Source organism: Paraburkholderia bengalensis (assembly GCF_037126505.1).
GTDB classification, from domain to species: Bacteria; Pseudomonadota; Gammaproteobacteria; order Burkholderiales; family Burkholderiaceae; genus Paraburkholderia; species Paraburkholderia bengalensis.
In genome coordinates this window covers 1-561 of sequence record NZ_JACFYJ010000296.1, presented here as the reverse complement: position 1 = coordinate 561, position 561 = coordinate 1, and the positions used below count along the sequence as shown (strand labels likewise).

At 62.0% G+C, this 561-nt stretch carries 2 protein-coding genes; both read left to right on the top strand.

Annotated features, from left to right (window positions below; translation table 11 throughout):
• Positions 1-235, top strand: a 235-nt coding sequence (locus tag H3V53_RS44040; RefSeq protein WP_473766682.1) for an ABC transporter ATP-binding protein C-terminal domain-containing protein, incomplete at its 5' end; no start/stop codon positions are given.
• The coding region (locus tag H3V53_RS44035) for an ATP-binding cassette domain-containing protein (protein WP_336603059.1) at positions 235-561 on the top strand (327 nt) is incomplete at its 3' end. The genes H3V53_RS44040 and H3V53_RS44035, both read left to right, overlap by 1 nt.

The following is a 561-nucleotide window of genomic DNA, read 5'->3' as shown; positions in this document are numbered from 1 at the left end:
ACCGGCGGCCGGCATGAACGCGACGGAGAAGGTCGAGCTGACGAAGCTGCTCGACAAGATCCGCGCGGACGGCAAGACGATCCTGCTGATCGAGCACGATGTGAAACTGGTGATGGGCCTGTGCAACCGGATGACAGTGCTCGACTATGGCAAGGTGATCGCCGAGGGTCTGCCGCAAGACGTGCAGAAGGATCCGAAGGTGATCGAGGCTTATCTGGGTGCGGGGGTCCACTGATGGCTACGGCAATGTTGAAAATCAAGGGCCTCCAGGTCAACTATGGCGGCATTCAGGCCGTCAAGGGTGTCGACCTCGAGATCCAGCAGGGCGAACTCGTTACGCTGATCGGCGCGAACGGCGCGGGCAAGACGACGACGATGAAGGCGATCACGGGCCTGAAGCCGTATTCGGCTGGCGACATCGAGTACATGGGCCAGTCGATCAAGGGCGTGCCGCCGCACGAGCTGCTCAAGCGCGGCCTCGCGATGGTGCCGGAAGGGCGGGGCATCTTCGCGCGCATGTCGATTGTCGAGAACATGCAGATGGGTGCGTATCTGCGCAGC